Source organism: Amycolatopsis sp. Hca4 (assembly GCF_013364075.1).
In the GTDB taxonomy this organism is placed as follows: domain Bacteria; phylum Actinomycetota; class Actinomycetes; order Mycobacteriales; family Pseudonocardiaceae; genus Amycolatopsis.
Genome location: NZ_CP054925.1, coordinates 1,395,998 through 1,414,027, shown reverse-complemented (window position 1 = coordinate 1,414,027; position 18,030 = coordinate 1,395,998). Strand labels below are relative to the sequence as shown.

22 protein-coding genes are annotated in these 18,030 nt (G+C 72.8%); 13 read left to right on the top strand and 9 right to left on the bottom strand.

The window, feature by feature from the left end; all coding sequences use genetic code 11:
• Positions 1-186: 186 nt before the first annotated feature.
• A complete protein-coding gene (locus HUT10_RS06110; RefSeq protein ID WP_254896711.1) occupies positions 187-600 on the top strand; it encodes an STAS domain-containing protein in 414 nt (137 codons plus the stop codon).
• Positions 601-661: 61 nt separating this feature from the next.
• Here the strand turns inward: HUT10_RS06110 and HUT10_RS06105 are convergent, their stop codons facing one another.
• From HUT10_RS06105 to HUT10_RS06095, 3 genes are all read right to left on the bottom strand, one after another.
• Positions 662-1,156, bottom strand: coding sequence for a hypothetical protein (locus HUT10_RS06105; protein WP_176170266.1), 495 nt, complete (start codon positions 1,154-1,156; stop codon positions 662-664).
• A 166-nt stretch (positions 1,157-1,322) separates the two neighbouring features.
• Positions 1,323-1,805: a DinB family protein gene (locus tag HUT10_RS06100; protein WP_176170265.1), complete on the bottom strand. Its 483-nt coding sequence runs from the start codon at positions 1,803-1,805 to the stop codon at positions 1,323-1,325.
• Between the two features lie 28 nt (positions 1,806-1,833).
• Positions 1,834-2,262, bottom strand: coding sequence for a hypothetical protein (locus HUT10_RS06095; RefSeq protein WP_368660746.1), 429 nt, complete (start codon positions 2,260-2,262; stop codon positions 1,834-1,836).
• Between the two features lie 67 nt (positions 2,263-2,329).
• On the opposite strand from HUT10_RS06095, the gene HUT10_RS06090 reads away from it, so the two are divergent.
• The 4 genes from HUT10_RS06090 to HUT10_RS06075 all read left to right on the top strand — a co-directional run bounded on the left by HUT10_RS06090 (position 2,330) and on the right by HUT10_RS06075 (position 4,541).
• The gene (locus tag HUT10_RS06090) at positions 2,330-2,905 is read left to right on the top strand and encodes a helix-turn-helix domain-containing protein (RefSeq protein ID WP_176170264.1); all 576 of its coding nucleotides are present in this window, start codon (positions 2,330-2,332) and stop codon (positions 2,903-2,905) included.
• A gap of 61 nt (positions 2,906-2,966) precedes the next feature.
• Entirely contained in the window at positions 2,967-3,524 is a 558-nt protein-coding gene (locus HUT10_RS06085; protein ID WP_176170263.1) for a hypothetical protein, read from the top strand.
• A gap of 9 nt (positions 3,525-3,533) precedes the next feature.
• Positions 3,534-4,046 (top strand): hypothetical protein, encoded by a 513-nt coding sequence (locus HUT10_RS06080; RefSeq protein WP_176170262.1) that lies wholly within the window; start codon positions 3,534-3,536, stop codon positions 4,044-4,046.
• 27 nt (positions 4,047-4,073) lie between these two features.
• The gene (locus HUT10_RS06075; RefSeq protein ID WP_176170261.1) at positions 4,074-4,541 is read left to right on the top strand and encodes a cupin domain-containing protein; all 468 of its coding nucleotides are present in this window, start codon (positions 4,074-4,076) and stop codon (positions 4,539-4,541) included.
• Positions 4,542-4,547: 6 nt separating this feature from the next.
• Here HUT10_RS06075 and HUT10_RS06070 read toward each other — a convergent pair whose 3' ends face one another.
• The gene (locus tag HUT10_RS06070) at positions 4,548-5,648 is read right to left on the bottom strand and encodes a serine hydrolase (protein WP_176170260.1); all 1,101 of its coding nucleotides are present in this window, start codon (positions 5,646-5,648) and stop codon (positions 4,548-4,550) included.
• A gap of 160 nt (positions 5,649-5,808) precedes the next feature.
• Here HUT10_RS06070 and HUT10_RS06065 point away from each other — a divergent pair, with 160 nt between their 5' ends.
• Positions 5,809-6,651 carry a TIGR03619 family F420-dependent LLM class oxidoreductase gene (locus tag HUT10_RS06065; RefSeq protein WP_176170259.1) on the top strand — a complete coding sequence of 281 codons (843 nt, stop codon included), beginning with the start codon at positions 5,809-5,811 and terminating at the stop codon, positions 6,649-6,651.
• Here the strand turns inward: HUT10_RS06065 and HUT10_RS06060 are convergent.
• Complete coding sequence (locus tag HUT10_RS06060; RefSeq protein WP_176170258.1) at positions 6,644-7,585, bottom strand: LysR family transcriptional regulator; 942 nt, start codon at positions 7,583-7,585, stop codon at positions 6,644-6,646. The two genes, HUT10_RS06065 and HUT10_RS06060, sit on opposite strands and share 8 nt — an antisense overlap.
• A 71-nt stretch (positions 7,586-7,656) precedes the next feature.
• Between HUT10_RS06060 and HUT10_RS06055 the strand changes: the two genes are divergently transcribed.
• Genes HUT10_RS06055 through HUT10_RS06045 form a run of 3 tightly spaced genes read left to right on the top strand, consistent with a single transcriptional unit; the run spans position 7,657 to position 11,026 of the window.
• Positions 7,657-8,361 (top strand): succinate dehydrogenase cytochrome b subunit, encoded by a 705-nt coding sequence (locus HUT10_RS06055; RefSeq protein WP_176170257.1) that lies wholly within the window; start codon positions 7,657-7,659, stop codon positions 8,359-8,361.
• On the top strand, positions 8,361-10,283 hold the full coding sequence (locus tag HUT10_RS06050; RefSeq protein ID WP_176170256.1) for a fumarate reductase/succinate dehydrogenase flavoprotein subunit: 1,923 nt from the start codon (positions 8,361-8,363) through the stop codon (positions 10,281-10,283). The genes HUT10_RS06055 and HUT10_RS06050 overlap by 1 nt, the downstream gene beginning before the upstream one ends.
• Entirely contained in the window at positions 10,280-11,026 is a 747-nt protein-coding gene (locus HUT10_RS06045) for a succinate dehydrogenase/fumarate reductase iron-sulfur subunit (RefSeq protein ID WP_176170255.1), read from the top strand. The genes HUT10_RS06050 and HUT10_RS06045 overlap by 4 nt, the downstream gene beginning before the upstream one ends.
• A 2-nt stretch (positions 11,027-11,028) precedes the next feature.
• Here HUT10_RS06045 and HUT10_RS06040 read toward each other — a convergent pair whose 3' ends face one another.
• Complete coding sequence (locus HUT10_RS06040) at positions 11,029-11,736, bottom strand: helix-turn-helix transcriptional regulator (RefSeq protein ID WP_176170254.1); 708 nt, start codon at positions 11,734-11,736, stop codon at positions 11,029-11,031.
• A 110-nt stretch (positions 11,737-11,846) separates the two neighbouring features.
• Here HUT10_RS06040 and HUT10_RS06035 point away from each other — a divergent pair, with 110 nt between their 5' ends.
• Positions 11,847-13,022, top strand: coding sequence for an MFS transporter (locus HUT10_RS06035; RefSeq protein ID WP_176170253.1), 1,176 nt, complete (start codon positions 11,847-11,849; stop codon positions 13,020-13,022).
• Positions 13,023-13,249: 227 nt separating this feature from the next.
• On the opposite strand, the gene HUT10_RS06030 is transcribed toward HUT10_RS06035, so the two are convergent.
• The 3 genes from HUT10_RS06030 to HUT10_RS06020 all read right to left on the bottom strand — a co-directional run bounded on the left by HUT10_RS06030 (position 13,250) and on the right by HUT10_RS06020 (position 14,678).
• Positions 13,250-13,585: a lycopene cyclase domain-containing protein gene (locus HUT10_RS06030; RefSeq protein WP_176170252.1), complete on the bottom strand. Its 336-nt coding sequence runs from the start codon at positions 13,583-13,585 to the stop codon at positions 13,250-13,252.
• Positions 13,586-13,776: 191 nt separating this feature from the next.
• The gene (locus tag HUT10_RS06025) at positions 13,777-14,145 is read right to left on the bottom strand and encodes a hypothetical protein (protein WP_176170251.1); all 369 of its coding nucleotides are present in this window, start codon (positions 14,143-14,145) and stop codon (positions 13,777-13,779) included.
• Positions 14,142-14,678: a MarR family winged helix-turn-helix transcriptional regulator gene (locus HUT10_RS06020; RefSeq protein WP_176170250.1), complete on the bottom strand. Its 537-nt coding sequence runs from the start codon at positions 14,676-14,678 to the stop codon at positions 14,142-14,144. The genes HUT10_RS06025 and HUT10_RS06020 overlap by 4 nt, the downstream gene beginning before the upstream one ends.
• A gap of 165 nt (positions 14,679-14,843) precedes the next feature.
• On the opposite strand from HUT10_RS06020, the gene HUT10_RS06015 reads away from it, so the two are divergent.
• The 3 genes from HUT10_RS06015 (at position 14,844) to HUT10_RS06005 (ending at position 18,023) form a co-directional block, all read left to right on the top strand.
• Complete coding sequence (locus HUT10_RS06015) at positions 14,844-16,859, top strand: phosphocholine-specific phospholipase C (RefSeq protein ID WP_176170249.1); 2,016 nt, start codon at positions 14,844-14,846, stop codon at positions 16,857-16,859.
• Between the two features lie 145 nt (positions 16,860-17,004).
• Positions 17,005-17,301: a DUF1540 domain-containing protein gene (locus HUT10_RS06010; protein WP_176170248.1), complete on the top strand. Its 297-nt coding sequence runs from the start codon at positions 17,005-17,007 to the stop codon at positions 17,299-17,301.
• A 152-nt stretch (positions 17,302-17,453) separates the two neighbouring features.
• Entirely contained in the window at positions 17,454-18,023 is a 570-nt protein-coding gene (locus HUT10_RS06005; RefSeq protein ID WP_176170247.1) for a helix-turn-helix domain-containing protein, read from the top strand.
• The last annotated feature ends 7 nt before the right edge of the window (positions 18,024-18,030 follow it).

Here is an 18,030-nt window from a genome sequence, read left to right as displayed (position 1 = left end):
CCTTGAGAGCAGATCGCCCCGCGTGACTTCCCCCGTCTTTCCCCGGTGAAACACCATCGGGTCGAGTCGGGTGGTCACGGCTTGTGATCAGTGGAAGGCGGTCATTACGCTGGCGCGCGAGCGGGTCGTGCAGGAGCCGCAGTGCCTGTTCGTGCCGGACTCTTTTCGTGAATGGGGTGTTTTCGGGTGGCGTCCTTCGGGTCCCCGGCGGGTCGGTTGCGGGTGTCCTGCTCGCACGGTGAGCCGGTGCTCCTGGCGTTGTCCGGCGAGCTCGACGCGGGAACGGTGCTCGTGGTGGTGGGCGCGGTGGCCGCGGCACTGGCCGGCAGCCCGGAACCGAAGGCGATCGTGCTGGACCTGTCGAGGGTGAACTTCCTCGGCGCGGCGGGGGTCCGCGTGCTGAGCGCGGTGACCGACAACGCCGCGGACCGCAACGTCCGCCTCCGCATCGTCACCGGCGGCAACCCGCTGGTGAGCCGCGCACTGCGGCTGACCGGGGCGGACCGGGTGCTGGACGTCTACCCCGACCTCGGGGCCGCGTCGAGCGCCGGCGACGGGCGCGAGTTCCTCCGGTTGACCGCGCGGATGTGGAACAGCTGACCGTCCACAGCGGAGGGTGAGACCGACCGCGGCGGCCGGGGGCCGGCCGCCGCGGGGTCGCTCAGCGCGGGGCCTTGGCCGCCGCGAAGTAGGCGTTCGACGGGCTCGTGAACGACAGCACCACGCCGACCACCGCCGCCAGCACCGCGATGTAGCCGCCGATCGTGCTCTGGCCGAACAGCACCGAAAGCAGCTGCAGGGCGGTGAGCACGGTCAGCACGATGCGCGCCCAGTTGCGGCCGGCGCGCAGCTTGAACGCGAACAGCAGGTACAACGCCGCGATGATCACCGCGATCACCACCGCGGTGATCATCGTGACGTTCACCGCCTGGTCGATCTGCGCGTCGGTGAGGTTGCCGCCGCGTTGTCTGTTCGCGTCGCGCATGGTGGTGGTGATCGCGTCCCGGTTGGCGAAGATCAGCACGGCTCCGATGAGCCCGACCACCGGGGCGACGATGAACGCCCAGAAGGCACCCTCGACCGTGCTGGGCCGCGCCGGAGCGGCCGGCTGGCCCGGCTCGGCGGCGGATTGCGGGTAGTTCAGTGATTCGCTCATAACGGATCAAATAGCACTCTCCCGGGTGACTCGCAGAGCGAACGGACACGGCCGTCCGCTTCCCGGTCCGGGCCGCGCCCCGGAATTCACCTTCCGGTCGCCGTTCCACAGTGGATTCGCGAGCGCGCCCGGCGGCCGGACGGTGAAACACGCAGGATTCGCCTGGTCAGCGGCCGGTGCTGCCGTCGATCAGCTCGCGCAGGATGTCCGCGTGCCCGGCGTGGCGCCCGGTCTCCTCGATCAGGTGCACCAGCGCCCAGCGCATCGACGGCGCGCTCCGGCCGGGCCTGGCGACCGGCTGCGACAGATCGGTGCAGGCGTCGATGACCGCGTCGGCCTCCTCGCACGCGCTGCGGTAGCCGGCCAGCACCGACGCGACCGTCTCCTCCGCCCGCGGCCGGAACGTGCCGGGCCAGTCGGCGACCGGCTCGCCGAGGAACGTGAACCGCTCGACGTGCGCCAGGTGCCGGACCAGGCCCAGCAACGACGTGCCCGACGGGACGCCGGGCGTGCGGACCTGCGGTTCCGGCACGCCCTCGGCCTTGGCGGCCACGGCGGCCCGCAGATGGGTGAGGAAGCCGTGCAGCACATCCTTTTCGGCCGGTCCGGTGCGTGGGGGCGGGGTGTCGCGTCGCCGGGTTCGGGGCATGGCCGGTCCTTTCACCGGGTGCGGCGGATCAGCAGCAGGTGGTCGACGACTTCGGCGGTCTGTCCGCCGGGACCGGTGGCCTGCCGGGTAAGGGCGGCGGCACGTTCGACGGTCCACCCCGGATCGAGCGGGGCGCTTGCTGCCACGACCACGGCGCGACGGAACCGTGCTCGACGACCGCAGCCGCCCGCCGCGGGAGAGCGCTTCCGCGGCCTGTCTCGGCACCCGGTCGCGGGGCAGCGGGAACGACGTGTGCAGGTATGACGACCACGGTCACCTGCCAACCTCGCCGGGCCAGCCGCGCGTCGCCGCCCGAGCTGAGATCGAGGGCTCGCCCGGCCGCCGGTGCGCCGGCGACCTCGACGAGCCGGACGTCGGCGCGCGGCTCGCCGTCCGGCACGTGGGCCGCGTGGTGGCCGTCCCAGAACCGGGACGCTTCGGCGGTCGATGGGGTCATGGGCCCACCCTGACCCCGCCCTGGCGGTTCCGGCACGCTTTCTTGCGGTTCCGGCAAGATGGCCGGGGTGAGCGACGACTTCCAGGACGTGCTGCACGCGGTCGGCCCCCGGCTGCGGGCGCTGCGCCGGCACCGCGGGATGACGCTGGCGGACGTCGCGGCCGCCACCGGCGTCTCGGAGAGCACGCTGTCGCGGCTGGAAAGCGGGCAGCGGCGGGCCAGTCTGGAACTGCTGCTGCCGCTGGCCCGTGCCTACGACGTCCCGCTCGACGACCTCGTCGGCGCCCCGCCCACCGGCGACCCGCGCATCCACCTGACCCCGATCCACCGCCACGGCATGACGTTCGTGCCGCTGTCCCGGCCCGGCGGCATGCAGGCCTACAAGATGATCATCCCGAGCGCCGACCGGCCGCCGGTCCGGGACCACCGGGTCCACGAGGGTCACGAGTGGCTCTACGTGCTCCACGGCCGGCTCCGGCTGGTCCTCGGCGAGCACGACCTGGTCCTGCCCGCCGGCGAGGCGGCGGAGTTCGACACCACGGTCCCGCACTGGCTCGGCAGCGCCGACGGGAAGCCGGTCGAGCTGCTGATCCTGTTCGGCCGGCACGGCGAACGCGCCCACCTGCGAGCCCGCACGCACTGAAGAATCGTCGTTCGTATTCTCGGTACGGCGGTCTGGTGCCGCGAACCGATCGGACGGGCGGATGACAGGACACGGCCGGGACCGCGAACGCCGTCGGCGAACCCGGGCCCTGCTGGGCGCCGGCTACCTGGTGGCGTCGACGGCGGTGCTGGGCCTCGAGGCGGGCTGGCTCCCGGCCGTGCTCACGGTGCTCGGCGTGCCCGCGCTGCTGTACGCGCTCGCCGCGGTGATCATGGGGCGGGAATCGCGCGCGGAGCACCGACGCCGGGCGGCGGGGGAGCCGCCGTCGTGGCCGGCGCAGCTGCCGGTGCAGGCGGCGCTGCTGCTGGGGGCGAAGGCGCCGGGACGGCACGCCCGCCGTGCCGACGAGGTCGGCGAGCTGCTGGGCCGGTTGACGTTGTCGTCCGGGGAATTGCGCTGGGCGCCTCGGCGGGGCGATCGCGACCGCGGTGTCGGCGAGGTGACGTTCGACCGGTCCTGGTCCGCGGAGGTGGTTCCGCTGTGGGGACCGGGGGACCAGGGGTGCTTGACGCTCACGTCGCCGGTCGGGACGGCGGTGGACATCTGGATCCGCCGCCCGGTGGATCTGCGTGCCACGCTGGCGGAGCAGGTTCGCTAGATTGCCCGGATGACCGCACCCGCCCGTGCCGCACTCGTGGCCGTGGCCACCCTGCTGGCGCCCGGCGTGCCGCAGGTCGCCGAGCACGCCGCAGCCGCCTTCGACGACCAGGACGCCTTCCTTCGGGCGCACGCCGCGCGGCTCGACGAGCGTGGGATCGACGAACCCTTCCCCCTCCTGCCCTGGATCGCGCTCGTGGACGTCCTCACCGATCACGGCTTACTCGCCGAATTCGACGGGAAGGAGGACCCGGGCGAAATCGTCGGCGGGCTGCGGGCCCTGCGGTCCGCTCCGGCCGGTGACGACCCCTGGACCTCCCTCGCCACCAGCGAACTGTCCACTTACGACTTCCTCGAGCACGCCGGGAACCGGTTGCACGACAACGGAACCGCGCTCGTCGTCCTCGACATCGAGTCCGACTGCTACCCGCTCGTCCTGGTGCCCGCCGAGCGTGGTGACGAGCTCGTCGGCCTGGCCGCGGCCGCCGGGTTCGCCGCGGAGGTGCTCCGGCGGCCGAGCTGACAGAATGCCCGTGACGAAGGAGACGCGATGACCGGCGAAGAGATCGTGCTCGGCCCGCTGCCGAAGGGCATCACCCCGGCCGGCGAAGGCAAGGTGTGGAACGTCCTCGGCCACACCTACGCCCTGAAGGCCGCCAGCGAGACGAGCTTCGCCTTCGAAACGCTCGACCCGCCCGGGACCGGCGTGCCGCCGCACGTGCACCCCACCCAGGACGAGCACATCTACGTCCTGGACGGCGTCTTCACCCTCTACCTCGACGGCGAATGGACGACCGCCGGCCCCGGGGACACCGTGCGGATGCCGAAAGGCCTGCCGCACGCCTACTACAACCGCAGCGAAAGCCTCACCCGCGCGCTGTTCTGGGTGAGCCCCACCGGACGGCTCGCGCAGCTGTTCGACCGGCTGCACGACCTGGCCGACCCGGCCGAGGTGGTCCGGCTGTCGGCCCTGCACGACGTCGACTTCCTGCCGCCGGGGTCGGTCGACGGCGCCTGAGCGGCCTCAGCGGCAGAAGGCCGCGTCCACCGCGGACAGCACCGCCTGGGCCCCCTGGTCGCCGTCGCCGAACGTGCCCGGCAGCGCCGTCACCGCCAGGCCGACCGCACGGCCGTCGTCGGTGGCGCCGCCGCGGGTCTCGAACCCGTGGATATCGCCGCCGTGGCCCCAGAATTCGCCGCCGCAGCTGAGGGGGACGCGGAACAGGCCCAGGCCGTAGCGCCAGCCCGGGGCCAGTGGCGCGTCGACCGTCTTGCGCATCTCCGCCAGCTGCGCCGCGGGCAGCAGCCGGCCGTCCAGCAGTGCGCGGGAGAACCGCGCCAGGTCGCCCGGGGTCGAGATCAGCTGGCCCGCGGCCCAGCCCCACGACGGGTCCAGCTCGGTCACGTCGACCACCTCGCCGCCCGACCGCGCGTACCCCTGCGGGTGCGGGCCCCGGATGCCTTCGTCGCCGGCTGCGGGCCAGTACGTGTTCCGCAGGCCCGCTTTCCGGATCACGCGCGAGGTGATCTCCTCCGCCACCGGACGGCCGGTCACCCGCTGGACCAGCAGGCCCGCCAGCACGTAGTTCGTGTTGCTGTACTCCCACTTCGTCCCGGGCGCGAACTTCGCCGGGTGGGCGAACGCCACCGCGAGCAGCTCGTGCGGCTCGAAGTAGCGGTGCCGCAGCTTCGCGACGTCCTCCAGCCCGAGGTACTCGGTGTAGTTCGGCAGCCCGCTGGTGTGCTGCAGCAGCTGCCGGACGGTGATCGCGGACCCGCCGGGCACCAGCCCGGGCAGGTACCGCTCGATCGGCGCGTCCAGCGCCACCTTGCCCTCGGCCACCAGCTGCAGCACGACGACCGCGGTGAACGTCTTCGTGTTGCTGCCCGCCCGGACGCGCCCGTCGACCGGCACCGGCACCCGGCTGCCGAGCCGTGCGGAGCCCGCGACCAGCGATTCCGTCCGCCCGCCGCGGCTCACCGAGGCCAGCGCGGCCGGGAATTGCCCGACCAGCGCGTCGAGCTGCTCCTGGAGGGCGGCCTTCCCCGACGGCTTCGCTTCGGCCACCGTCGCCGTCCCGCCCAGCAGCCCCGCCACGGTCAAGGCCGCCACCAGTTTCCGCATCATCCTGCTCCTTTTCGTCCGGATCGACCCCGTTCACGATGCCGGGACCGGGCGCGAAGATCAGGAGTGCGGGCCACCCGATCCGGGGTAGCGCCTGCGCTACCCCGCCCGCTCCGGGAGGGTTGCGTTGACGTCCGCGTCAACCTTTAGCTTCACCCGGGTGAAGTTCGGGATCAGTTACAGCACACCCTTTTTCGGCACCGACCCGGAGACGCTCGCGGGGTTCGCCCGGGACGCCGAGGAGTGTGGGTTCGAGTCCTTGTACCTGCCGGAGCACGTGGCGCTGTACCCGGGCGCGCGGATCGGGCCGATGGCGCTGCCGCCGTCACTGCCCTACGCGGACCCCGTGGAGTGCCTCACCTTCGTCGCCGCCGTCACCAGCCGCATCCTGCTCGGCACCGGGGTCCTGCTGCTGCCGTACCACCACCCGGTGGTGCTGGCCAAGCGCCTGGCCACCGTGGACGTGCTCTCCGGCGGGCGCATGCGGCTGCTCACCGTCGGCGTCGGTGCGCTGCCCGGCGAAGCGCGGGCGGCGGGGGTCGACTTCGCCACCCGCGGACGCCGGGCCGACGAGGCCATCGACGTCCTGCGGCTGCTCTGGGCGGGCGGCGAAGAGGGCGTCAGCCACGACGGCGAGTTCTTCACCTTCGAAGGCGTCTGCAGCTTCCCGAAGCCGGTCGGGGTCCGCACCCTCCCGATCCACGTCGGCGGGTCGAGCACGGCCGCGGCCCGCCGGGCGGGACGGCGCGGCGACGGCTTCTTCCCCGGCGGCGCCCTCACCGTGGACGAGCGCCGCCGCCAGTTCGAGCTCGCCCGGGCCACCGCGCGCGACCCGGAAAGCTTCCAGTACACGCGGTGGGGCTCGCTCGACCTGTCCACGGAGGACGTCGACGAGCTGGCCCGGCAGGGCGTGACGCGGGTGGTCGTGACGCCCGGCACGGCCGAAGCCGGGCGCCGGCGCGAAGAGCTGGCCGCGTTCGCCGAGCGGTTCGGCCTCAGCTGACGGCGCCGGAGTCCACCAGGGACTCGATGCCCGGCGGCAGGCTCGCCCGCCGGGCCGGGTCGGCCACGAACCCGGCGATCGCGGCGCGCAGCGCGCGGACCGCGCGGGTCGGTTCCAGGTCCGCCCGGTGGGCCAGCTGCACCACGCGGGTCATCCCCGCGTCGGGCGTGAAGCGGGTCATCCGGAACCGGTCGCCCGCCACCGTGCTCGGCACCACCGCCGCGCCGACGCCCGCCCGGACCAGGGCCAGCACCGCGTCCATCTCGCCGCCCTCGATGGCGAACGACGGCTCGAACCCGGCGGCGCGGCAGGCGTCGACCGTGGCCTCCCGGACGTCGTAGCCGCGGCGGAACATCACCAGCGGGACGTCGGCGAGCTGCTCGATGCCGAGCCGTTCGCCGGCGACGGGCGCGTCCGGAGCGGAGATCACCACCAGTTCCTCGAGCAGCAGCGGGGTCGCGCTCAGGCCCGCGTCGGCGGTGGTCCGGGCGCCCGCCAGGAGCGCCAGGTCCAGCGCGCCCTCGGCCAGCCGCTGCCGGAGGTCGCCCGACCCGCTTTCGTGCAGCTCCAGCTGGATGCCCGGGTACCGGCGGCGGAACGCCGCGAGCATCGCGGGCAGCAGGCCGGTGCACAGGCTCGGCGGCGCACCCAGCCGGACGCGCCCGCGGTCGAGCTCGGCCAGTTCCCGGACGGCCAGCCGGGCGGTTTCGGTGTCGGCGAGGATCCGCCGCGCGATCGGCAGCAGCGTTTCCCCGGCCTCGGTGAGGGAGACGTTGCCGCGGATCCGGTGGAACAGCGGCGCGCCCAGATCGTGTTCGAGCGCGCGGATCTGCTGCGACAGCGACGGCTGCGCCACCCGCACCTGCTCGGCGGCGCGGGTGAAGTGCCGGTGCTCGGCGACGGCGACGAAGTAGGCCAGCTGCTGGAACTGCATAGGATCATCCTATCAAAAAGAGAGCCATCATGTCTTTGACCTCTGGTGGACGCGCTCTTAACGTCGATGGCGTGGTGAACACCCTCGCCCCGCACCGGCGCTCCGCCGTCCGGCGCTTCTGGGCCTCGACGATCGGCAAGAAGGCCGTCATGGCGGTGACCGGCCTGCTCCTGCTCGCCTTCGTGTTCGCGCACATGGTCGGCAACCTCAAGACGTTCCTCGGCGCCGCCGAGCTCAACCACTACGCGGGCTGGCTGCGCACGATCGGCGAACCGGTGCTGCGCCGCGAGTGGTTCCTCTGGCTCCAGCGCGCGGTCCTGCTCGCCGCGCTGGTCCTGCACGTCACCGCGGCCGTGCAGCTGGCCCGGCGCGACCGCCGCGCCCGGCCGGTCGCTTACGTCCACCGGCAGCCGTCGCGCGCGACCTTCGCGGTGCGGACCATGCGCTGGGGCGGCGCGACGCTCGCGGTGTTCGTCGTCTGGCACATCCTCGACTTCACCGTCGGCGCGGTGAACCGGGACTTCGTCCCCGGCGACCCGTACCACAACCTCGTGGCGGATTTCCGGGTCTGGTGGGTCAACCTGATCTACCTGGTCGCCTTGGCCATGCTGGGCCTGCACATCCACCACGGCTTCGCGAGCGCCGCGCGCACGCTCGGCGTCACCCGCCCGCGGCGCGAGCGGGCGATCAGGATCTTCGGCAGCACGACGGCGGTCGTGGTCGCGGGCGGCTACGCCCTCGTCCCGGTCGCGATCATGACGGGACTGGTGCACTGATGCCCGATTACCGCGTGGGCGATCCGATCGCCGACACCAAGGCTCCGGGCGGGCCGCTCGAAAACCGTTGGGACGAAAGGAAGTTCGCCGCCAAGCTGGTGAACCCGGCGAACCGGCGGCGGCACCGGGTGATCGTCGTGGGCACCGGGCTGGCCGGCGGCTCGGCCGGGGCGACGCTGGCCGAGCAGGGCTACCACGTCGTGCAGTTCTGCTTCCAGGACTCGCCGCGGCGCGCGCACTCCGTCGCGGCCCAGGGCGGCATCAACGCCGCGAAGAACTACCGCAACGACGGCGATTCGGTGTACCGGCTCTTCCACGACACGGTCAAGGGCGGCGACTTCCGGGCCCGCGAGTCCAACGTGTACCGGCTGGCCCAGGTGTCGGCGCAGATCATCGACCAGGCCGTGGCCCAGGGCGTGCCGTTCGCCCGCGAGTACGGCGGGCTGCTGGACACCCGGTCCTTCGGCGGCGTGCAGGTGCAGCGCACGTTCTACGCTCGCGGCCAGACCGGCCAGCAGCTGCTGATCGGGGCCTACCAGGCGCTGTCCCGGCAGATCGACGCCGGGAACGTGGAGCTGCACGCGCGCACCGAGATGCTGGACCTCGTCGTGGCCGGCGGCCGGGCGCGCGGCATCGTCGCGCGCGACCTGGTCACCGGCGAGATCACCACGCACCTCGCGGACGCCGTCGTGCTCGCCACCGGCGGCTACGGCAACGTCTTCTTCCTCTCGACGAACGCGAAGGGCTCGAACGCCACCGCGATCTGGCGGGCGCACAAGCGCGGGGCCTACTTCGCGAACCCGTGCTTCACCCAGATCCACCCGACGTGCATCCCGCGGTCGGGCGAGCACCAGTCGAAGCTGACGCTGATGAGCGAGTCGCTGCGCAACGACGGCCGCATCTGGGTGCCGAAGCGGAAAGGCGACCCCAGATCACCAGGCGAGATCCCCGAGGACGAGCGCGACTACTACCTCGAGCGGCTCTACCCCAGCTTCGGCAACCTCGTGCCGCGGGACATCGCGTCACGGGCGGCGAAGAACGTCTGCGACGCCGGGCTCGGCGTCGGGCCGGGCGGCCTCGGCGTCTACCTCGACTTCGCCGACGCGATCGCGCGCCTCGGCCGTCCGGCGATCGAAGCCCGCTACGGCAACCTCTTCGACATGTACCAGCGCATCACCGCGGAAGACCCGTACGCGGTGCCGATGCGGATCTACCCGGCCATCCACTACACGATGGGCGGGCTGTGGGTGGACTACGACCTGCAGAGCACGATCCCCGGGTTGTTCGTCATCGGCGAAGCCAACTTCTCCGACCACGGCGCCAACCGGCTCGGCGCGTCGGCGCTCATGCAGGGCCTGGCCGACGGCTACTTCGTGCTGCCCGCGACGGTGAACGACTACCTCGGCAGCACGCGGCTCGACGACGTCCCCGCGGCCGCGGTCCGCGAGGTGGAAACCGCGGTGCGCGAGCGGATTTCCCGGCTGCTGGCGATCCGGGGGACACGGTCGGTCGACTCGTTCCACCGCGAACTGGGCCTGCTGATGTGGGACCACTGCGGGATGTCCCGGACCCGCGAGGGCCTGCGCAAGGCCCTCGACCGGGTGCCCGGGCTGCGGGCCGAGTTCTGGCGGGACGTCCGCATCCCGGGCGGTGCCGCCGAGCTCAACCAGGAGCTGGAGAAGGCGAACCGCGTCGCGGACTTCCTGGAACTGGCCGAGCTCATGCTCGTCGACGCGCTCGCCCGGGAGGAATCCTGCGGCGGCCACTTCCGCGAAGAACACCAGACCCCCGAAGGCGAAGCACTGCGCGACGACGAGCACTTCGCCCACGTCGCCGCGTGGGAGTACGGCCCCGAGCCGGTGCTGCACCGCGAAGAACTCGTCTTCGACCACGTCCACCCGACCCAGCGGAGCTACACGTGAAACTCACCGTCCGCGTCTGGCGGCAGGCCGGGCCGGCCGCCGAAGGCCGCCTCGTCGCCTACCCGGTCGACGGCATCAGCCCGGACATGTCCTTCCTGGAAATGCTGGATGTGCTCAACCAGCGGCTCATCGAGGCCGGCGACGAGCCGGTGGCGTTCGACCACGACTGCCGCGAGGGCATCTGCGGCTCGTGCGGCGTGGTGATCGACGGCCGGGCGCACGGCCCTGAGCGCACGACGTCGTGCCAGCTGCACATGCGCTCCTTCGCCGACGGCGCCGTCATCGACGTGGAACCGTGGCGGGCCAAGGGGTTCCCGGTCGTCAAGGACCTGGTCGTCGACCGCTCGGCCCTCGACCGGATCGTCCAGGCCGGCGGGTACGTCAGCGCGCCGACCGGCAGCGCCCCGGACGCCCACGCGACCCCGGTGCCCAAGCCGGACGCGGACCTGGCGTTCGACAACGCGACCTGCATCGGCTGCGGCGCCTGCGTGGCGGCGTGCCCGAACGGCTCGGCGACGTTGTTCACCGCGGCGAAGGTGACCCACCTGAGCCTGCTCCCGCAGGGCGGCCCCGAACGCGCGAGCCGGGTGCTCGACATGGTCGACGCGATGGACGCCGAAGGCTTCGGCGGCTGCACGAACACGGGGGAGTGCGTGGCGTCGTGCCCGAAGGGGATCCCGTTCGCGAGCATCGCGACGCTCAACCGCGAGTACCTCGCCGCGACGCGTTCCGGGCGCCGCTGACGTCAGAACCCGGGAAGCAGGGTGCCGAACCGGCGGCGGCCGCGGGCGGTGATCAGCAGCTCGCGGTCTTCCTGGCCCCGGCGGACCAGCCCGTCGGCGAGGAACGCCGTCAGCACCTCGTGGCCGAGGACGCCGCCGAGGTGGGGGACGCGGTGGGTGCGGTCCAGGCACGCGGTGGCCGGCCGGCGCCGTCCCGGTGTCACCTCCGCCGGTGAGACGCCGAGGTCCCGGAACGCCGAGAGGTCGTCGCCCAGGGCGACCTCGGAGGCGGACCCGTCCGGTGGCCGGAGCGCCCCGCGCGAGACGAGCAGGGCGAACACCGCCACGCCGAGCCGCCCGGCCGCGTGGTCGTAGCACGTGTGCGCGAGGTCCGCGGCCGACTCGGCGCGGTCCGGCGGGGTGATGCCGTCCTTGCCGGCGTAGTGGGCGAGGGCCGTGAGCACACCGAGGAGGTCTTCGCGGCCGACGCGGTACACGGCGTGCCGTCCGGTGTGTTCGACCGTCACCAGCCCGGCCGTCCGGAGCCGGGCCAGGTGGTTGCCCAGCCGGGGTGCGGTGACGCCGAGCGCGTCGGCCAGCTGCACCATCGTGTGCGGGCCCTCGGCGGCCAGCACCTGCAGGGCCGTGAGCCGCACCGGATCGGCCAGTTCGCGCGTCAGCTCGACGATCGCGCCTTGGACGGCGTTGCCCGCGTCGACCAGTCCGCCCATCCCGTTCCTTCCGTCGCGCGCGAGCCTAACACGCTTCACGAGAACATGAATGATGTTTGCGCAAGCCTCGGCCGGGAAATACCCTTCACGTCATCGTGAAGGGTGGATGCATGCGAAGTCTGCTGTGGGGCCGCGGGGTGTCCGCCCTCGGCGACGGCCTCTGGTTCACGATCTGGGCGCTCTACCTCACCCGGATCGCCGGGCTGCCGCCGGTCACGGTGGGCGTCGGGCTGGCCGTGGCGAGCGCGGCAGGCATGGCCGCCGCGGTACCGCTGGGCGCGTTCGCCGACCGGGCGGGTGCGCGGCCGGTACTGGTCACCCTCACCCTGGTGCGGGCCGCCGCGATGGCCGGCTACCTCGCCGTCGACGGCACCTGGTCGTTCCTGGCCGTGACGGTGCCCTTCACCGCACTGGCGACCGGGAGCACCGCGGTCCGGACGGCGCTGATCACCGGGCTGGTGACCGAACCCGCCGAGCGCGTCCGCGCGCTGGCGCAGCAGCGGGTGGCCCAGCACGTCGGGTACGCCGTCGGTGCCGGGCTGGGCGCACTGGTGCTCACCGCCGACGCCCGGTGGGCCTACACGCTGGCCATCGCCGGCAACGCCGTGAGCTTCCTGGTGCTGGCCGGCGCGACCCTGCTGGTGCCCGCACCCGCACCGGCTCCGCGGGCGACGACCCGTGTGGTGCTCAAGGACCGGCCGTTCCTCTGCGTCACCGCGGCCACGGCCGTGCTTTCGCTGTGCTGGGCCATGTTGTCGGCCGGCCTGCCGCTGTGGCTGTCCGGCCGGACGCACCTGCCGCTGGGCCTCGGTGGCGTCGTGGTGGTGATCAGCTCGGTGGGCATCGCGGTGTTCCAGGTGCCGTTCTCCCGGTTCGCGCGCACGGCAGGCCAGGCCGCGCGGACGGCCGTGGTGTCCGGAGTGGTGCTCGCGGGCAGCTGCGTGCTGCTCGCCACGACGTCCGGCGGCGCGGGCGTGGTCGCGACCGGTGTGGTGGTGCTGGCCGCGCTGCTGCACGTCGTCGGGGAACTGGGGTACGTGGCCGCCAACTGGGGACTGTCGGTGCGGCTGATGCGCGAAGAGGCCAAGGGGGCTTACCAAGGGGCGACCGAGGCGGCCACGGCCACCGTGCAGATGGTCGGGCCCGGCGTGTTCACCCTCGCGGTCGGCGGGCTCGGCGGCCCGGGGTGGCTGCTGGTCGCGGTCGTGTTCCTCGCGGCCGTCGCGCCCGTGCCGGCGTTGACCCGCTGGGCGGTCCGGACACGCGAGCCCGCGGCCGTCCACTGAGCGACGCACGTCACCCTCCCGGCCCGGAACACCAGCGGCGGCAGGACGTTGTACAGAGTGTCGGTACGGCGGTGCCCCCGGGCCTCACCCCTTGCCTTCACGGAATACCGGTCACGCTGGAGCCGTGTTGAGCCTTCCGCCGCGAGGCGGCCCCCGTACCGGCCCAAAACTCCCGTCTCCGCTCGCAGGTCGACCCCCCTCGGACCTCCGCTGAGCGGAGGCGGGCCTCATTCCTTTCCGCGGCGCCACCGCCGCAGCAGCCGCCCGGTCAGGCCGACTCCTTCGTAGGTCAGGACACCGCACACCGGGATGACGACGAAGAAGAGGACCTCCTCCAGCGGAATCCCGAACGGCGCACGCAAGCCGCTGACGAACGCCGCGTCGAAGTGCCAGACACCGCCCGCGATGGCGAAGGCATCCCAGACGAGGAACAGCGCCGCCACCGGCAGTACCGCGCGGGCGAGCCGGCCCGGCCTGCGGTACACCCGCGCGCCCGCCAGTTCGATCGGCAGCGTCACCAGCACGCACGCGCCGAGGACGGCCAGATACTCCCAGCGGCCCACTCAGCGCATCCCCGCAGATCGCAACGCCCATCCGGCCATGCCGGGATTCTGCCCGGCCCGGCCGGTTCCCGCAGCCGGACCTCCGGGCCCGGGTTTGCCGGGCCCGGCCCCGGGTACACCGGTCCCGGCGGTGCCCGCCCGGTGTTCGAGCTCAGCCCGTGGTCTCCACAACCCCCGGGCGCCCGGGCGGGTCACCGCTGCACGGCCGCCATCAGCGGGTGCCAGCGCGTCGCGTCGAAGATCAGGGTGATGGCTTCGATCTTCCCGTCGCGCAGCCGGAAGTGCTCGGCGGTGTGCTGCACGCCGACCGGCGTCGCGGTGTGGACGTCGTAGACGAGCGTGGCCTCGGTGTCGCCGTAGAGCTCGCTGACCAGCTCCACACCGGTGACGATCCCGACGAACCCGGCCAGCCCGTCGAGGTGGCCGCGGGCGTCGGCGGATTCGAGCAGCGGGCTGCGGAAGGTGAACGTGTCCGCCAGCTGCGCGGCCGCGGCGGTCACGTCGCCGTCGAAGCGGGCGCGGTGGTAGGCCTGCACGGTTTCCCGGGTCTGCGTGGTCATCGGTCCTCCAGGTGGCGGGTGAGGTGGTACTGGTTTTCGGCCAGCCGCAGGCACAGGTGCCGCAGCTGGGCCGTCTCCGCGGCGGTGAAGCCGCGGAAGAGCGCGGCCATGGCCAGCTGGGACGGCCGGCGGAACTCCGTCAGCCACGTGCGGCCGTCCTCGGTGATCCGGACCTGCACCGACCGCCGGTCGCGGGCGTCGGGGACGCGCTCGGCGAGCCCGGCGCGTTCCAGGGTGTCGACGAGGCCGGTCACGTTCCGCGAGCTCACCCCGGCGGACGCGGCGAGGTCCTTGATGTTCGCGCTGCCGGCGGCGAGCCGGATCAGGGTGTCGAGGGCGCCGGGGCTGAGGCCGCGGTTGCCGGTGCCCTGCGAGCGCAGCCCCTCGAGACTCCGCGCGGCCGTGCGGACGGCGGCGGCGGCCTCGAGCAGGCCGGTGTCTTCACCGAGGGTGAAATCGGCCAGTGCGCTGCGGACGTCGGGGGAGTAGAGCCGGTCGTCCGGGTCGCGGGCCAGATTGGGTACGTCATTCATAGTGAAGCCATACATTAGTACGTGCTTCCGTATCTCTGTCAACGGCTTGTCCGCTCGCAGGCGTTAACCAGGCTTTCGCCCGCCGTTAGCCTCGCTCCCGGGACAGGTTCGCTCTTCGCCGCCCATACTGACCCGGCTCGCCACCACGACACCCCCGGAGTCCCCATGACGGACGTCAACCGACGACGTTTTCTGCAGCTCGCCGGCGGTACCGCCGCCCTTTCCGCGCTGTCCACCAGCATCGCCCGCGCGGCGGAGATCCCCGCGTACCACCGGACCGGGACGGTGCGGGACGTCGAGCACATCGTGGTGCTGATGCAGGAGAACCGGTCGTTCGACCACTACTTCGGCACGCTGCGCGGGGTCCGCGGCTTCGGCGACCCGCGGCCGGCGACCCTGGCCGGCGGCAAGTCCGTCTGGGCGCAGTCCGACGGCAAGCGCGACATCCTGCCCTTCCGCCCCGAAGCGGACAACCTGGGCCTGCAGTTCATCCAGGACCTGCCGCACGGCTGGAACGACACGCACGCGGCGTGGAACGGCGGCAAGTACGACAAGTGGGTGCCCGCCAAGGGCTCGACCACCATGGCGTACCTGACCCGCGAGGACATCCCCTTCCACTACGCCCTCGCCGACTCGTTCACCATCTGCGACGCCTACCACTGCTCGTTCATGGGCTCGACCGACCCGAACCGCTACTACATGTGGACCGGGTACACGGGCAACGACGGCCAGGGCGGCGGCCCGGTCCTCGGCAACGACGAGAAGGGCTACTCCTGGACGACCTACCCCGAGCGGCTCGAGCGGGCCGGGGTGTCCTGGAAGATCTACCAGGACGTCGGCGACGGGCTCGACGCCGACGGCGGCTGGGGCTGGATCGAAGACGCCTACCGCGGCAACTACGGCGACAACTCGCTGCTGTACTTCGACTCCTACCGCAACGCCAAGCCCGGCGACGCCCTGTACGAGAAGGCCCGCACCGGCACGAACGCCAAGGCGGGCGAGGGCTACTTCGACCGGCTGCGCGCCGACGTCAAGGCCGGGAAGCTGCCGCAGGTCTCCTGGATCACCGCGCCGGAGGCGTTCTGCGAGCACCCGAACTGGCCGGTGAACTACGGTGCCTGGTACATCGCGCAGGTGCTCGACGCGCTCACCGCGAACCCGGACGTGTGGAGCAAGACCGCGCTGCTGATCACCTACGACGAGAACGACGGCTTCTTCGACCACGTCCTCCCGCCCTACGCGACCGCCGGTCAATCCACTGTGGACACCGCGGGGGAGATCTTCGCGGGGTCGGCGTCGCACCCGGCCGGCCCGTACGGGCTCGGCCAGCGCGTCCCGATGATCGTGGTGTCGCCGTGGAGCAAGGGTGGTTACGTCTGCTCGGAGACGTTCGACCACACGTCGATCATCCGGTTCATCGAACGGCGCTTCGGCGTGCACGAGCCGAACATCACGCCCTGGCGCCGCTCGGTCTGCGGTGACCTGACCTCGGCGTTCGACTTCGCCCGGACCGACGCGCGGGTGCCCGCCCTGCCGGACACCGCGGGCTACGAGCCGCCGGACCGCGTGCGGCACCCGGACTACGTGCCCGCCGTGCCGGCCAAGGCCGTGCTGCCCAAGCAGGAACCGGGGCTGCGGCCGGCGCGGGCGCTGCCCTACGACCTGGCGGTCGACGCGCACGCCGGCTCCGCGCTGGAGGTGACGTTCGTGAACCAGGGCCGGGCGGGCGCGACGTTCCACGTCACCTCGCCCGGGGCCGACCCGCGGACCTACACCGCGGGCGCCGGGACTTCGCTCGCCGCCACGCTGCCCGCCACCGGCGGTTACGACTACACCGTGCAGGGGCCGAACGGGTTCGTCCGGCAGTTCCGCGGCGGCCTGGCCGGGCCCGAGGTGAGCGCGCGCCCGGAGGGGCGGAGCGGGAACCTCGCCCTGGTCCTGACCAACAGCGGCCCGACCCCGGTGCGGCTCACGCTGACCGACGCGTACGGCCGCCGGTCGACGTCGCGGCTGCTGCGGCCGGGTGCGCGGGTGGTCGAGGTGGTGGACACGCGGCGCAGCGGCAGCTGGTACGACGTCACGATCGTTTCGGACCGCGACCCGCGGTTCCTGCGCCGCCTGGCGGGCCACGTCGAGACGGGACGGCCGAGCACGAGCGACCCGAACACGCTCACGCACTGAGGGGGTTCCGCCCGGTCGGGGGCGTTTGTCACCCGGCCGGGCGGGTCCGGTCACCCGGGCGTGGCCGCCTGGCGTTGCGGGGTCCGGTTCCGGGTGGGAGCGTCGGGAAACCGACTGTTTTCCCACCACGGAACCAGGAGAGCGGATGACCACCACCGAGATGCCCGCCGTGCACGAGTGCACGGTCAGCGGCTGTTCCTACAACCACGACGGCTGCCACGCCTTCGCCATCACGGTCGGCGGCGGCAACGGGTCGGCGGACTGCGGAACGTTCGTCCCGCTGAACACGAAAGGTGGCCTGGACCGCGTCGTGGCCCAGGTCGGCGCGTGTTCCCGGACGGACTGCCGGCACAACTCGTCGCTGGAGTGCGCGGCGGAGAGCATCCGCGTCGGCCCCGGCGACGGCGGCCACGCGGCCAACTGCCTGACGTACGCGAGGTAGCCGGTCCTGCTGCGGTGGCCCATTCCCGGCGGGGGAGGCCGGGGATGGGCCATTCGTGACATCATGGCGCCTGGTTCGATCGGCAAACCGAACGAAGGGCGCCGCTGGTGGACGCTTTACCGAACGATGACGGCGGCCCGTCGATTCGCGACATGCTCGCCGTCAACCTCCGCGCCGCCCGGGCGGCGCGCGGGCTGTCGCTGTCGGAGCTGTCCCGGCGGTCCGGCATCGGGAAGGCGACGCTGTCGCAGCTGGAGGGCGGCACCGGGAACCCGACCATCGAGACCGTCTTCAGCCTGTCCCGCGTCCTCGAAGTGGCCATCTCCGACCTGCTCGACCACCGGCCGCGCGGGGGACTGACCGTCGTGCGGGCCGCCGAGGTCGAGGTGCTCCGCGGCGAGGGCGTCGACCTGCGGCCGCTGCGGCGGATCGAGGCCGACAACAGCGTCTTCGAGGTCTACGACCAGGTCGTCCGCGGGGACGCGCCGCAGCGCTCGCAGGGCCACGTCGGCGTCGAGCACACCGTCGTGCAGACCGGGCGGCTGCGGGTCGAGGTCGCCGGGCGGACCGTCGACCTCGGGCCCGGCGACTACGTCGCCTTCGACGCCCGTGAGCCGCACAGCTACACCGCGCCGGACGGCCCGGTGCACTCGGTGCTCCTGCTGCAGTACCGCGCGGACGAACGCCTCGACGGCCGTCCGCACCCCGTCCTGACGGATTGACACCCGG